Consider the following 13,618-nt stretch of genomic DNA (forward strand, 5'->3'; position numbering starts at 1 on the left):
ACATCCAGGCACAGTTTTTCCCGGTTTCCCACTTTTCCCACCTCTACTTGGCCAGCGTGGGGATGGTTCAGCATAAACAGGGGGCTATCACCATTGCTTGGGTAGTACTTTGGGTAGTTTTTTCTTAAAAAAAAATAAAAATTACATCATACGTATGATTTTTATAACTATTTACAGCCAAGTATGTAATCAGATCCAGAACATCGAGTGATGGGTCGCTGACTCTCCGGTTGTTACCTGCAAAAGAGCCCTTGATTCCTCAAGGGCTCTTTTATTTTCAGGTCATCGCGTTTGTCGCCCGCCGCCAGTGAGTCAACGGGCGGGGAGCGCCCTAGCCTATCGGCATCACCAGCGCTGGTTGGTGCGGGTCGCTCAGCCGCTCGGCCAGATAGTCCACCAGCAGCCGCACCTTGGGGGAGAGGTGGCGGTTATGGGGATAGAGGGCCCAGATCCCCTCCGCAGGGGCCCGTAGTTCGGGCAGCAGCTCGATCAGCTCCCCACGGGCCAGATGGTCGCTCACGTAGTAATCCGGCAGCTGGATGATGCCGATCCCCTTGAGCGCTGCATCCAGCAGGGCGTGGCCGCTGTTGCACTGTAACAGGCCGTGTACCCGCACGCTGTGGGGGCGACCATCCAGAGTGAAGTGCCACTCGTCGCTGTTGCCCACCAGACAGGTGTGGCGGGTCAGCTCGGAGAGGCTATTGGGCATGCCATGGCGAGCGGTGTAAGCCGGTGAGGCGCAGACATAGGGCACCCGCTGCGCCAGCTTGCGCGCCACCAGCGTCGAATCCTTGAGATGACCGAGCCGCAGTGCCAGATCGTAGCCTTCGTGCACCAGATCCAGCAGCTGGTTGGTGAGGTTGAGGGTCACCTCCAGCTGGGGGAAGCGCACCATGAAGTCGTTCAGCAGCGGGGCGATGCGGCTCTCGCCATAGGAGACGGGGGCAGTGATGCGCAGCGACCCTTGCGGTACCGCCTGATGGCGCCCCACTGCCAGCTCCGCTTCATAGAGGTTGTCCAACAGCTGACGGCAGTGGCGATAATAGATCTCGCCAAGTTCGGTGAGCCGCACCTGGCGGGTGGTGCGCAGCAGCAGCTTGGCCTGCAGCCGATCTTCCAGCTGTGCCACCTGACGGCTCACTTGCGCCACCGACACCCCCAGCTTGCGCGCCGCCGGGGTAAAGCCCCCCTGCTCCGCCACGCTAACAAATTCACAGATCCCTTCCCAGCCGAACATTATTACCTATGTGTAAAAGTGATTTGAGATTTGCCCTCATTATCACCAAATCGACGGGAAACTACACTGAATGTCCGAACTCATCTCTGTTCACCCTGCTCAACAAGAAGGATGTCATTCATGGCACAGGTTCAAAGCATCAAGTGTAAAGCCGCCATCGCCTGGGGCCCCGGTCAGCCCCTCTCCATCGAAGAGGTCGAGGTCATGCCGCCGCAAGCGGGCGAGGTGCGGGTGCGCATCGTCGCGACCGGCGTCTGCCACACCGATGCCTTCACCCTCTCCGGTGAGGATCCGGAAGGGGTCTTCCCCTGCATTCTCGGTCACGAGGGGGGTGGCATCGTCGAATCGGTCGGCGAAGGGGTCACCAGCGTCAAAGTCGGCGATCACGTGATCCCGCTCTACACCCCCGAGTGCGGCGAGTGCAAATTCTGCAAATCCGGCAAGACCAACCTCTGCCAGAAGATCCGCGCCACTCAGGGCAAGGGGTTGATGCCGGATGGCACCACCCGCTTCTCGAAAGATGGCCAGCCCATCTATCACTACATGGGCACCTCCACCTTCAGCGAATACACGGTGCTGCCCGAGATCTCCATCGCCAAGGTGGACCCGGCCGCCCCGCTGGAAGAGGTCTGCCTGCTCGGCTGCGGCGTCACCACCGGCATCGGCGCCGTGATGAACACCGCCAAGGTGAAAGAGGGTGAGAGCGTCGCCATCTTCGGTCTGGGCGGTATCGGCCTCTCCGCGGTGATCGGTGCCCGTCTGGCCAAGGCCGGTCGCATCATCGCCATCGATATCAACGAGAGCAAGTTCGAACTGGCACGCAAGTTGGGGGCCACCGACTGCATCAACCCGAACGATTACGACAAACCGATTCAGGAGGTGATCGTCGATCTGACCGACGGCGGCGTCGACTTCTCCTTCGAGTGCATCGGCAACGTCAAGGTAATGCGTGCGGCGCTGGAGTGCTGCCACAAGGGTTGGGGCGAGTCGGTCATTATCGGCGTCGCCGGAGCGGGTCAGGAGATCAGTACCCGTCCGTTCCAGCTGGTGACCGGCCGGGTCTGGCGCGGCAGCGCCTTCGGCGGGGTACGCGGTCGCAGCGAACTGCCGAGCTATGTGCAGCGCTACATGCAGGGTGAGTTCCGCCTCGATGACTTCATCACCCACACCATGCCACTGGAGCAGATCAACGAGGCGTTCGATCTGATGCACGAAGGCAAGAGCATCCGCACCGTCATCCACTACTGAGCATGATCGCCCCGCCCGCCTTCGTGGGCGGGGTGCAGGAGTCCTTCGATGAATCTGGAGATTATCAGCAGCAACAAGAGCTTCGGCGGCTGGCACAAGCGCTATCGCCACCACGCCAGCACGCTCGGCTGCGAGATGAATTTTGCCATCTATCTGCCGCCTCAGGCCCTCACCGGCCAGAAAGTCCCCGTACTCTACTGGCTCAGCGGCCTCACCTGCACCGATGAGAACTTCATGCAGAAGGCGGGCGCCCAGCGCATTGCCGCCGAGCTCGGCATAGCACTGGTGGCGCCGGACACCAGCCCCCGTGGCGACGCCGTGGCAGACGATTCCGGTTATGACCTCGGCATGGGCGCAGGTTTTTACGTCAATGCCAGCCAGAGCCCCTGGCAGGCGCACTACCAGATGTATGGCTACGTCACCCGCGAGCTGCCTGAGGTGATAGAGACCCACTTTCCGGTCTCGACCCGGCGCGCCATCAGCGGCCACTCCATGGGCGGTCACGGTGCACTGATCGCCGCGTTGCGAGAGCCCGGTCGCTACCGCTCGGTCTCGGCGTTCAGCCCGATCTGCCACCCGAGCCGCAGCCCCTGGGGCCAGAAGGCGCTCGGTGCCTATCTCGGCAGCAATCCGCTGTTGTGGCAGGAGTGGGATGCCTGCCAGCTGTTGCGCCACCAGCCGGTCACGCCGCTGCCGACCTTGGTGGATGTGGGACTGGATGATCCCTTCCTCGCCGAACAGCTGCATATCGATGCGCTGGCAGAGGTAGCCGCCAGCAAGGGATGGCCGCTAGAGCTCAACCGCCACGAGGGCTATGACCACAGCTACTACTTCGTGGCGAGCTTTATCGAGGCGCACCTGCGCTTTCACGCCCACCACCTCTGATCAAAACAGGCCCGTGACGGGCCTGTTTCAGTCGGGGTTGTGGTGATCGGGCGAGGTCAGCCTTGCTGCTGCTCATGGTAACGGCGGGCCAGCACGGCGCAGACCATCAGCTGGATCTGGTGGAAGATCATCAGCGGCAACACCATCACCCCGACGCTGGCGGCGGGGAACATGACGTTGGCCATCGGCACCCCGTTGGCGAGACTCTTCTTGGAGCCGCAGAAGACGATGGTGATCTCGTCCGCCTTGTTGAACCCGAGGCGACGGCTGATCCAGACGTTCCAGCAGAGCACCAGCGCCAGCAAGACGCAGCTCAGCAGCACGATACTGGCCAGATCGTACCAACTTACTTGACGCCAAATCCCCTGCACCACCGCCTCGCTGAAGGCGACATAGACAACCAGCAGGATGGAGCTCTGATCCAGCTTGCCGATCAGCGGTCGATGGCTATCGACCCAGCCGCCGATCAGCGGGCGCGACAGGTGGCCCAGCACGAACGGCAGCATCAGCTGCACCATGATCGCCTGAATGGAGTGCCAGGTGTCGATCCCCTCCCCCTGTACGTGGATCATCATCCCCACCAGCACCGGCGAAAGGAAGATGCCGAGGATGCTGGAGGCCGAGGCACTGCACACCGCCGCCGACACATTGCCCCCCGCCATCGAGGTGAAGGCGATGGCCGACTGCACGGTGGCAGGCAAAGCGCAGAGATAGAGGAAGCCAAGGTAGATAGCTGGGCTCAGCCAGCTCGGTACCAGCGGAGTGAGCAGCAGCCCGAGCAGCGGAAACAGCACAAAGGTGCTGAGCATCACCACCAGATGGAGCCGCCAGTGGCCGAGGCCCGCCAGCAGGTTCTGGCGCGACAGCTTGGCGCCATGCATGAAGAACAAGAGTGCCACCGCCAGCTTGGTCAGCAAACCGAACCAGACGGCCACCTGTCCCTCGCAGGGAAAGAGGGAGGCCAGGGTAACCACCGCAATCAGCACAACAGTAAAGGGATCCAGACGCACAGGGGGTCTCCATCAGAGGGCATCCTGCCTTCGTGGTGGAAGGTCAGGAGCGGGGAGGACAAGAAACACAACGGGAGGTGTCTGGCACCTCCCGTTGAAACGAAGCTCCAGCTTACCCCGATATCGAAGAGGCGCAACGTTGTGTGGCGGTTAATTGTTCATCAATGCTTAACACCTTTGCGCTATCGAATAGCAGAAATTGACGATCTACAGGCCCAATAGCGCCAAACCGGCGAAACAGGGATAAAAAACGGGCGACCTTGGCCGCCCGTCTCCCGTTGACTGTCAGCCGATCAGCGCTGACTGGCCAGCTTGCCGTTGCCGGTTTTCTTGTCATTGCCGCCGAGCTTGCGGGCCTGACGCTTCTCGAAGCGGGAGATCCACCAGTAGGCCAGCGCCGAGAAGACCGCTGTCATAAAGACGTTGATGAAGAAAGCACGCACCAGATCCACCCCGCTCGGGAAGGCGGAGGCGCTCATGCTCACCACGAAGATCGCGATCAGCACCGACACCACTGCCATGCCGAACTTGCGCGAGCCCATTCGGAAGTCGCGGGGGGTGTCGTCATGTTTCCAGCGGAACACGAAGTAGGCCACCATGATGAAGATCGGCGGCAGCATGGCAGTACCGGCGGTAAGGTTGATGGCGGTGTTCATCATCTGCTGCACCGACTCGGAGCCGAAGCCGTTGACCACCAGCATCACGAACACGAAGACAAACTGCCACCAGGCGGCGCGCACCGGCACCCCGTGCTTGTTGAGGCGGGTGGTCTTGTCGCCGTAAACCCCCTGCGGGATCTCGGAGAAGTGGATCTTCACCGGCGCCGAGGTCCACATCATCATGGAGCCGAACATGGCGATGAACAGCACGATACCGACCGCGCGGCCCACCAACGTCTCGGAAAGCCCGAAGTACTGCGCCATGCCGGTGAAGATCTCCACCATGCCGCCAGCATAGGTGAGGCTCTCGCGCGGCACGAACACGTTCACCAGCAGCGAACCCAGCGCATACATGGCTCCGATGAGAATACCGGCAGAGATAATCACCTTGATAAAGGACTTCTGGCCGCCCTTCACATCATTGAGATAGGCCGCCGCGGTTTCGGCACCGCCCGCCGCCTGGAAGATCCAGCACATGATGCCGAGGGTCGCCCAGTTGATGGTGGGGGTCATGGCTGCCATGGTGATGGGTTGGGCCGCCACATGGTCACCGCCGAGGGCGGTCAGGGCACCCAACACATAGATGGCGAACAGGGCAAACACGCCGTAGGCCACCATCTCGGCAATCTTGCCGAGCCAGCTCGCCCCCTTGGTGGAGATATGGGTCGCCGCCGCAAACAGCACGATGGAGATAATCGATGTCACCATGGGCGAGAAGCTGTACTCATAGCCCAGCATGGCGTAAGAGGCGTAGGCGATGACGTTGGGCAGCAACGAGATAAACCAGAACAGGTTAACGAACCAGTAGAGGAAGGAGCCCAGATAGGCCATCCGGGTACCGAGCGGTTTTTTAAGCCAGTCGTACATCCCCGACTCGGAATCTTTGTTGGCCGAGACGAACTCGGCAATGATGAAGACGAATGGCACAAAGTAGACCAGGGTCGCCAGCAGGAAAATGGGGGCGGAACTGAGCCCCAGCTCGATGTTGTTGTTGACGATGTTGCGCACGTTGAACACGGCGGCAAAGGTCATCGACAACAGGGCAAACTTGCCTATGGTGCCGCGTACTGATTCAGACATGGTGTCCTCCGGTAAATTCACGCCCCTTCGCACGGGGGCGCTATGACTCTGAATGTGTTCGGCGCCTGCCTGCTGGCCGGGCCGTTTACTCTCTTGTTATGGTCAAACAGGCCGCTCGTGGCGGCTCTTCGCACACACCGGCGCCGCTCTGCTGCCCCGGTGTTAAATCAGTAGGTCGCCTAGACGATCGGGGTACCCGGCGCCATCGGCACCCGGGGCTGCAACAGCACGCTCTGGCTCTCGTCCGGGGTCTCGGCGCAGAGCAACATGCACTCGGAGCGCTCGCCGCGCATCTTGGTCGGCTTGAGGTTGGTCAGCACCACCACCTCGCTGCCCATCAGCTCCTCTTCGCTGTAGTAAGGCACCAGACTGGTGACAGTCTGCAGCGGCCGCTCGCCACCCACGTCGATCTGGACGATATAGAGTTTGTCGGCCCCGGGGTGGCGCACCACCTCCAGCACCTTGCCCACCTTCATCTCGACCCGTTTGAATTCGGCAAACTCGATCATCTCGCTCATCCCTTTCTCCTTGTGTTCGGTTCTTGTGCTCAATGGTGCAATCGGTAACGGGTGGCCGCAGCCACCCGGTTGATATCTCTTGGCCACGGGGGCCGGTTTGGTCAGGGTTATCGTCAGGATGCCCGGACGGAAATCTGGCTGGTCGGCTGGGCCTCTTTCACTCGCGCATCAGCACTCAGGGAGGCTTCGTAGCGGTTGTACTTCCACCAGGCGAAGCCGAGGAAAATCACGATCCCGCCGACGTTGTAGAAGACGATGGTCATGATGTCGGCGCCGGTCGGGAAGGTGGAGGCGAGGAAGCCCACCGAGAAGATGGCGATCAGCACCGAGACCACGGCGATACCAGTGGTGCGCGAGCCCATCTTGAAATCCCGTGGCAGGTGATCCAGCTTCAGGCGCAGATTGAGGTAGGCCAGCATGATGAACAGCGGCGGCAGCATGGAAGCGGCGGCGGTCATGTTGATGACGGTATTCATCAGCTCTTGCGCGGTGTTGGAGCCCAAGGTCGGGATCAGCATCAGCGGAAATACGATCAGGTACTGGATCCAGGCTGCACGGGCAGGCACGCCGTTCTCGTTCAGCTCGACCGTCTTCTTACCGAAGATGCCAGCCGGGATCTCGGAGAAGAAAATCTTCACCGGAGTCGCCGTCCACATCAGCAGGGAACCGAACATGGCGGTAAAGGAGACCAGACCAACGAAGCGGTTCATAAACACGGCGGGCAGACCGAAATGGGCAGCCAACCCCTCGAACACCTGTACCGAGCCGCCAGTGAAATGCAGGGTATCGCTCGGCACGAACACGTTGATCAGCAGGGAGGCGATGGAGTAGAGCACCCCGATAAAGAGTCCGGCGATGATGATCACCTTCACGAACGACTTGGAGCCCCCTTTCACGTCATTGACGTAGACAGCAACCGACTCGGCGCCACCGGCGGCCATAAAGATCCAGGTGGTGATACCGAGGAAAGCCCAGCTGAAATCGGGGATCATCGCCTCCACCGTGATGGGGTCGGCCGGCTGTACACCACCGACTAACGCCACACCTGCCAGCAGAATGTAGGAGAGGGTCAGCAGCAGCATCAGGGACGAGGTCACCGAGGTGATGGGGCCGAGCATCTTGGCGCCGTTGGTGGAGACATAGGTGGCAAAGGCGAACAGCACCATGCTTAAGAAAGTGGTCGCCAGCGGGGTGAAAATGTATTCGTAGCCCAAAAAGGCATAGGAGGCGTAGGCGATGACCCGCGGCAGCAAGGAGGTGAAGAAGAACAGGTTCACGAACCAGTAGGTGTAGGCGGAGATAAAGGCCCAGCGACCACCGAGGGAGCTCTTCACCCAGGCATACACCCCCGCTTCGGAGTTTTTGTTCAGTGACACAAATTCCGCAATGATCAGGCAAAACGGAATGAAGTAAAAAATGGTGGCCAGAAAGAACATCGGGGCTGACGCCAGACCGATCTCGATGTTGTTGTTGATGACGTTGTTGAAGCTGAATACCGCCGCGAAGGTGAGCGACAGCAGACCAAACTTGCCTATCGTATTCCGTTTGGAATCAGACATGGTGCATCTCCAGACCTGTAGTTATTTCCGCGAAAGGGCGGGGCATGAGTTGTAGGGTGAGCCCCGCCCTTCCGGCTTTTATCAGTGCAAAAACAGCGGCTTGTTATTTGTTTTTGAAGTAGCCGCCTTCGACGGTGACCTTGATGATCAGCTTGCGCACCGGCCCGTCGCCGACGAACCGGTAGCCTTCATCGTTCTCGAAGATCACCACCTGACCGTTGCCGACTTTCTGGCGCTCACGCACCTCACCGGCCAGCCACTCGCGATCCGTGGTGTCGTCATAGGGCTGCTCGACACACAGCTCGCTCTTGGCAGCCCACTCCACCGTCTCTGTTCCTTCCAGGTAGTAGTGGACGTCGAAGTAACGGCGCTGCCCCTCGAACAGTGAGGTGGCCGGGCTGGCCCCCTCCTGCAAGCGGTAGGTGAGGGAGTCACCGATGGAGTGGCAGATGCCGGGCTTGAGGTTCGGCAGGTTGTTGATGGCCTCCACGCAGCGGCCCCACTTCTTGCCCTCCCGGTAGATGTTTTTGAACAGGGTCAGGTTGTCCAGGGTGATCATGCGAGGTTCCTCCCGCCGTTGATGGTGAGATCGAGCCCGGCCAGCGCAGCCGGATTGAGGTTGCCACGGGCGATGGGCAGCAGGGTCAGGCCGAAGCTGAACGGCTCGAAGCGCACCCGCCAGGAGTCCAGCACCTCGGAGCCCCAGGAGTTGGAGCCGAGCCCCAGTACCTTGTGATCCAGATTGAGGGTGAGATAACCGCAGGGCTCCAGCTCGTTGATGTGCTGCGCCGCATGGATATGCTCCCAGCTGTAGGGCCAGACGCTCAGGTTGATGGGGGCATCGGGTCGCACGTAGAGACCGGCGCCGTGACGGTTGGTCAGGGTCGCCCAGCGCACCTGCTGGCGGTTGCCGTTATCCTGCGGGAAGGGGTAGTGCTCCCACATCTCGCTGACTGTGCTCTGGAAACTGTCGATCCAGTTGCTCTGGCGGCTGTCCTGATAGTTTTCGCCCGGCCCCATGCCGTAGTAGTGCACCCGTTCGAGATCCTGACGAATGCCCAGCTCGAAGCCGATCTTGGGGATGATGTCGTCATAACCGCCGTAGGGCTGACCGAACAGCGCCACGTGCAGTTGGCCGTTCGGGCTCAGGGTATAGACGTAGCGGCAGCGCATGCCGAAGTCGAACACCGGCGGCGCGATCAGGCTCTCGACCGTCACCTCGACCGCCTCGCCCAGCTGACGCCAGCTCAGAGTGCGGAAGTGCTCCTGCATGATCTGCAGGTGGTTCGGGTGCCACAGGCTCTCGTACTCCTGCTTGTGGTTGTCGATCATCGGCTTGAAGAAGGTGAGACGCGGCGCCCGCTCGATAAGCTCATTGCCATCCTGCTGCCAGCTCACCAGCTTGCCGTCGAGGCGCGAGAAGCGCAGGGCGAAGCCGCTGCCGCTCAAGGTCAGCGCGAGCCGCTCGTCGGCAATCTGCAACGGAGTGGCGTTGGGGTTGGCAAAGGGTCGCAGCTGGCGAGTCGACTCTTTCAGCTGGAACTGGTACTGGCCCAGCTCATGCTCCGCCGTGCTATAGCGGGTGGCGGTGGCCTTGATGACCCGCAGCTGGACGAAGGTTTCCCGCCCATCGAGGGATGGCAGTTCGAGTTGCAACTCTGTGGTGGCACCGGGAGCCACCCCTTCCAGCCGGATTTGCTGGCTGGCCAGCAGTTCGCCCTCGGCTTTCACTTCGACCAGCAGACGGATATCGTCGAGAGTGGAGAACCAGTAGCGGTTTTCCACCGCCAGCTTGCCGCTGGCCAGATCCAGCGCCCGCACCTTGACCGGGCAGATCACCTGTTTGTATTCGCGCAGGCCCGGCCCCGGGGTCTGATCCGGATAGATGAGGCCATCCATGCAGAAGTTGTAGTTGTTGGGGTAGTCGCCGTAGTCGCCGCCGTATTTGTAAACAGCACGGCCCTGCTCGTCCTGATCCAGAATGCCGTGATCGCACCACTCCCAGATGTAGTGGCCCTGAATGTGGGGATGGCGGTCGAACACCTGCTGATATTCGCTGAGGCCACCCGGGCCGTTGCCCATGGCGTGGGCGTATTCGCAGATAATGCGCGGCTTCTCCATCGGGAACTCGCCGAAGCAGTTCATCTGGGAGACGCGCGAATACATGGTGCTCACCACATCCACCACCTCGGCGTCGCGATCCTCTTCGTAGTGCACCAGCCGGGTCGGGTCGATCGCCTTGCAGCGCTGGTACATGGCTCTGATGTTGCAGCCGTAGCCGGACTCGTTGCCCAGCGACCAGATGATGATGGAGGGGTGGTTCTTCTGGGCGTGTACGTGGCGCTCGATGCGATCCACGAACACCGGCTCCCAGAAGGGATCGTCGGTGATGCGGCTGAGATCGCCGACGTTGGCAAAACCGTGGGTCTCCACGTCGGTCTCCGCCATCACGAACAGACCGTACTGGTCGCACAACTCGTAGAAGCGCGGGTCATTCGGGTAGTGGGCGGTACGTACCGAGTTGAGGTTGTGCTGCTTCATCAGCACGATATCGCGTTCAACACGGTCCATACCGACGGCGCGACTCTTGAGGTGGTCGTTGTCGTGACGGTTCACCCCGTGCAGCTTGAGGTAGTGGCCGTTGACGTAGAAGAGGCCATCTTTGACCTTGATTTCACGCACCCCGACCCGCTGCGGGATCACTTCCAGCAGCTCGCCCTGACCGTTGTAGAGGGAGAGTTGCAGCTGATAGAGGTAAGGGTCTTCTGCGCTCCACAGGTGCGGGTTGACCAGATCCAGCGTGAAGCGGCAGTCGAGCTTGCCGTCGATGGCGAGATGGTCGAGCGAGCCGCTGGCGATCTCACGGCCCTGATCCAGCAGCGACCAGACCAGACGGTGATCACGGACAGGCGCCTCCAGATTCTCCAGCTGGATATCGCAGCTCAGGGTGGCGCTCTTGCCGGCAATCTGATTGTCATCGGCCAGCGCGGTGCGGATGAAGAAATCCTGCACATGGACGGCCGGTTTGCCCACCAGATAGACGTCGCGGAAGATCCCCGCCATCCACCACATGTCCTGATCTTCGATATAGGTAGAGTCCGCCCACTGCATCACCCGCACCGACAGCAGGTTCTCGCCAACCTTGGCGTAGGCACTGATATCGAACTCGGCGGTGAGGCGGCTCCCCTTGTTAAAGCCGACGTAGCGGCCATTCACATAGACCTCGAAGTAGGTCTCCACCCCGTCAAACTTGATGATTACCTGTTCGCCGTCCCAGGCCGGGCTCAGCGTGAAGCTGCGCTGATAGGCGCCGGTGGGGTTGTTGGTCGGCACGAAGGGCACGTCGATGGGGAAGGGAAAACCCTCGTCGGTGTACTGCAGATTGCCGTGCCCTTCCATCTGCCACATGTTGGGCACGGTGATCTGGCCCCACTCGCTCATGGGGCTGTGATAGAAAGCCTCCGGCACCTGCAGGGGGTGCGCAAAGTAGCTGAACTGCCACTGGCCGCTCAAGGAGAGAAAGCGGCGGCTCAGCTCGCGCTGCATGGTGGCCGCCGCAACGCGATCGGCATAAGAGAAGAAGTAGGCGCGCGGAGCCAGCCTGTTTTCACCAACGAATTGAACGTTTTCCCAGTTATTCACATGTCCTCCCGGAACAAGGCAACTTTAACTGGGTAAACTCTAGATAAACATTTACTAAATATCAGCGAATGATTGGTAAACTTTTAACCAGATCACATCCGATGACCCACTTTGTGAGCTATCTCAGATTACTGGCTTAAAGCGCACCGACAAGAACAGATATGGCACGGTTATTGATGTACTTAACTAAATTCTGATGGTAATACACTGATTGTAAAGGGGTTTATTTGATAGGTGTGGGGAATGCAGGCGGGATTGGCTACATCATGAATGCCATGATGTAGCCAAGATAATGCAGGGTTTTAGTAAAACTAACGAGTTGTGCCACGCAGAGTCAGATGACTCGGCACCAGTACCCGCAGGGGAATGTCGCGCTCGTCACGCAGCCGTTCGACCAGCAGATTGACCCCCTGGGAGCCCATCAACTCGGAGTGGATCCGCACCGTAGAGAGCGGCGGGAAGGTGAACTTGGCAGTCGGGATATCGTTGACGCTGATCAGCTCGATCTGCTGGGGAATGGCCAGTCCCTTCTCGTGGATGGCACGCAGCACCCCGATGGCGATGGAGTCGGAGGCGACGAACAGCGCCTTGGGCCAATCTCCCGCCAGCATCTCTTTTGCCAAGCGGTAGCCGGAAGCACTGGAGAAGTCGCCGCGATAGAGATCGCTCTCCTGCACGACCCCCAACCGCTGGCCATAATCCATAAAGGCCAGCTCACGCAGATCCGGGTTCTCATCCTGACCACCGATATAGCCGATGCGCTGATGCCCCTGAGCGATAAAGTAATCGACAACTTGCTGGCTGATCAGGGCGAGATCCACATCGACCGAGTCAAACTCCTCCATGGCACGGGAATCGACAAAGACCAGCATGCCGGAGCAGGTTCGCAGCTGCGCCAGACGCTCGGCAGAGAGACTCCCCACCACCAGGATGCCATCCACCGCGGCCAGCTCGCGCCCTTCACCACAGTTGTAGAGGTGGGTCAGTTCGATATTGAGGCGGGCACTCTGAGTCTCGATGCCATAACGAATGGCGAGATAGTAGGGATCGTTAACCTCGGTACTCTGCGGGTAGGAGTAGACCACCAGAAAGTGCAGTTTGCTCTTGTGAACCCCCTTGCGGGCGCTGCTGGTCTTGTACTCCAGCCGTTCGGCAATCTCGAAGATCCGCTGCCGGGTCTCTTCCTTGACGCTCAGGCTGGGATCCTCGTTCAGTACCCGGGATACCGTGGCGAGCGACACCCCCGCCTCCTGTGCAATTTCCTTCAACGTAGCCATCAATACCTCTCTGGCAGCATCACTTGTTAATCGGTAACGGCTAAAGAGTAACGGGCAATCCCTTGATAGCCCAGCATTTTTACTAAAATGCCGGCAGCAGGCCAAATTTGGGAACGCGCAAATGCAAAAAGGCCTCCCGAATGGGAGGCCTCTTCTAAATAGGTGCCTGACAGTGTCCTACTCTCGCATGGCGAATGCCACACTACCATCGGCGCTACCGCGTTTCACTTCTGAGTTCGGCATGGGATCAGGTGGTTCCACGGCGCTATTGCCGTCAGGCAAAAGCTTTATTACTTAATACTGGTGCTGATACCCAGAGTCGAACTGGGGACCTCATCCTTACCAAGGATGCGCTCTACCAACTGAGCCATATCAGCACACTAACCGGTAAAGAACACACTGTGTGCGTTATCTAAATCTTCTGTCCAACACAACCTTACGTCGTATCGCGACCAACCACATCGCTGTAGTTGCTTAATTAAAGCCTGGCAGTGTCCTACTCT

General features: G+C 59.8%; 10 protein-coding genes, 1 tRNA gene and 1 rRNA gene. 2 read left to right on the forward strand and 10 right to left on the reverse strand.

Annotated elements, in window-relative coordinates:
* Positions 1 to 331 precede the first annotated feature (331 nt).
* Positions 332 to 1,237 carry a LysR substrate-binding domain-containing protein gene (locus BN1135_RS00680; RefSeq protein WP_042018061.1) on the reverse strand — a complete coding sequence of 302 codons (906 nt, stop codon included), beginning with the start codon at positions 1,235 to 1,237 and terminating at the stop codon, positions 332 to 334.
* Positions 1,238 to 1,357: 120 nt separating this feature from the next.
* On the opposite strand from BN1135_RS00680, the gene BN1135_RS00685 reads away from it, so the two are divergent.
* Complete coding sequence (locus tag BN1135_RS00685) at positions 1,358 to 2,485, forward strand: S-(hydroxymethyl)glutathione dehydrogenase/class III alcohol dehydrogenase (protein ID WP_042018062.1); 1,128 nt, start codon at positions 1,358 to 1,360, stop codon at positions 2,483 to 2,485.
* 48 nt (positions 2,486 to 2,533) lie between these two features.
* On the forward strand, positions 2,534 to 3,370 hold the full coding sequence (fghA, locus tag BN1135_RS00690; protein WP_042018063.1) for an S-formylglutathione hydrolase: 837 nt from the start codon (positions 2,534 to 2,536) through the stop codon (positions 3,368 to 3,370).
* A 56-nt stretch (positions 3,371 to 3,426) separates the two neighbouring features.
* Here fghA and BN1135_RS00695 read toward each other — a convergent pair whose 3' ends face one another.
* From BN1135_RS00695 to BN1135_RS00735, 9 genes are all read right to left on the reverse strand, one after another.
* Positions 3,427 to 4,380 carry a bile acid:sodium symporter family protein gene (locus BN1135_RS00695; RefSeq protein ID WP_042018064.1) on the reverse strand — a complete coding sequence of 318 codons (954 nt, stop codon included), beginning with the start codon at positions 4,378 to 4,380 and terminating at the stop codon, positions 3,427 to 3,429.
* Between the two features lie 293 nt (positions 4,381 to 4,673).
* Positions 4,674 to 6,119 carry an amino acid permease gene (locus tag BN1135_RS00700; RefSeq protein ID WP_042018066.1) on the reverse strand — a complete coding sequence of 482 codons (1,446 nt, stop codon included), beginning with the start codon at positions 6,117 to 6,119 and terminating at the stop codon, positions 4,674 to 4,676.
* Positions 6,120 to 6,298: 179 nt separating this feature from the next.
* Positions 6,299 to 6,637, reverse strand: a complete 339-nt coding sequence (locus BN1135_RS00705; RefSeq protein WP_042018068.1) for a tRNA-binding protein — start codon at positions 6,635 to 6,637, stop codon at positions 6,299 to 6,301.
* Positions 6,638 to 6,750: 113 nt separating this feature from the next.
* Complete coding sequence (locus BN1135_RS00710; protein WP_042018071.1) at positions 6,751 to 8,196, reverse strand: amino acid permease; 1,446 nt, start codon at positions 8,194 to 8,196, stop codon at positions 6,751 to 6,753.
* A gap of 103 nt (positions 8,197 to 8,299) precedes the next feature.
* Entirely contained in the window at positions 8,300 to 8,755 is a 456-nt protein-coding gene (locus BN1135_RS00715; RefSeq protein WP_042018073.1) for a beta-galactosidase subunit beta, read from the reverse strand.
* Entirely contained in the window at positions 8,752 to 11,838 is a 3,087-nt protein-coding gene (gene ebgA / locus BN1135_RS00720; RefSeq protein ID WP_042018075.1) for a beta-galactosidase subunit alpha, read from the reverse strand. Before ebgA ends, BN1135_RS00715 begins: the two co-directional genes overlap by 4 nt.
* A 311-nt stretch (positions 11,839 to 12,149) precedes the next feature.
* Positions 12,150 to 13,115: a transcriptional regulator EbgR gene (gene ebgR / locus BN1135_RS00725; RefSeq protein WP_042018076.1), complete on the reverse strand. Its 966-nt coding sequence runs from the start codon at positions 13,113 to 13,115 to the stop codon at positions 12,150 to 12,152.
* Between the two features lie 164 nt (positions 13,116 to 13,279).
* Positions 13,280 to 13,394: ribosomal RNA gene (rrf, locus tag BN1135_RS00730) — 5S ribosomal RNA — on the reverse strand.
* A 22-nt stretch (positions 13,395 to 13,416) separates the two neighbouring features.
* Positions 13,417 to 13,492 (reverse strand) — tRNA-Thr (locus BN1135_RS00735).
* Positions 13,493 to 13,618 lie beyond the last annotated feature (126 nt).

The organism is Aeromonas sobria (genome assembly GCF_000820145.1).
GTDB lineage: Bacteria > Pseudomonadota > Gammaproteobacteria > Enterobacterales > Aeromonadaceae > Aeromonas > Aeromonas sobria.

What these genes read in the sequence shown, in the direction of transcription:
- BN1135_RS00680 (WP_042018061.1), bottom strand. Translation starts at nt 1,237, where the DNA reads ATGTTCGGCTGGGAAGGGATCTGTGAATTTGTTAGCGTGGCGGAGCAG.
- BN1135_RS00685 (WP_042018062.1), top strand. Translation starts at nt 1,358, where the DNA reads ATGGCACAGGTTCAAAGCATCAAGTGTAAAGCCGCCATCGCCTGGGGC.
- fghA (WP_042018063.1), top strand. Translation starts at nt 2,534, where the DNA reads ATGAATCTGGAGATTATCAGCAGCAACAAGAGCTTCGGCGGCTGGCAC.
- BN1135_RS00700 (WP_042018066.1), bottom strand. Translation starts at nt 6,119, where the DNA reads ATGTCTGAATCAGTACGCGGCACCATAGGCAAGTTTGCCCTGTTGTCG.
- BN1135_RS00705 (WP_042018068.1), bottom strand. Translation starts at nt 6,637, where the DNA reads ATGAGCGAGATGATCGAGTTTGCCGAATTCAAACGGGTCGAGATGAAG.
- BN1135_RS00710 (WP_042018071.1), bottom strand. Translation starts at nt 8,196, where the DNA reads ATGTCTGATTCCAAACGGAATACGATAGGCAAGTTTGGTCTGCTGTCG.
- BN1135_RS00715 (WP_042018073.1), bottom strand. Translation starts at nt 8,755, where the DNA reads ATGATCACCCTGGACAACCTGACCCTGTTCAAAAACATCTACCGGGAG.
- ebgR (WP_042018076.1), bottom strand. Translation starts at nt 13,115, where the DNA reads ATGGCTACGTTGAAGGAAATTGCACAGGAGGCGGGGGTGTCGCTCGCC.